Below are 220 nucleotides of genomic sequence, written 5' to 3' on the forward strand. Positions count from 1 at the left end.
AATAATACTTGCAACCTAACACTACGAATGATAGATTATGTGTAGGAGGTGTTAGTTTTTATGTATAAATCTAACGGAAATATAACATATGATTGTAAATATCATATAATATTTTGTCCTAAGTATCGTAAACCTGTTTTAGTTGGCGAAGTAGAAAAGATGTTAAAGGAGATAATACCATATAAAGCAGATGAACTTGGAGCAGAAATAATAGAAATGG

The 220-nt window shown here is 29.1% G+C and carries 1 protein-coding gene; it reads left to right on the forward strand.

The window, feature by feature from the left end:
* Window positions 1–60: 60 nt before the first annotated feature.
* Window positions 61–220 (forward strand): transposase (locus KGF48_RS20825; RefSeq protein WP_227868141.1); only part of this gene is annotated, 160 nt, incomplete at its 3' end.

Source organism: Clostridioides sp. ZZV15-6388, from assembly GCF_020657755.1.
Lineage (GTDB): Bacteria > Bacillota > Clostridia > Peptostreptococcales > Peptostreptococcaceae > Clostridioides.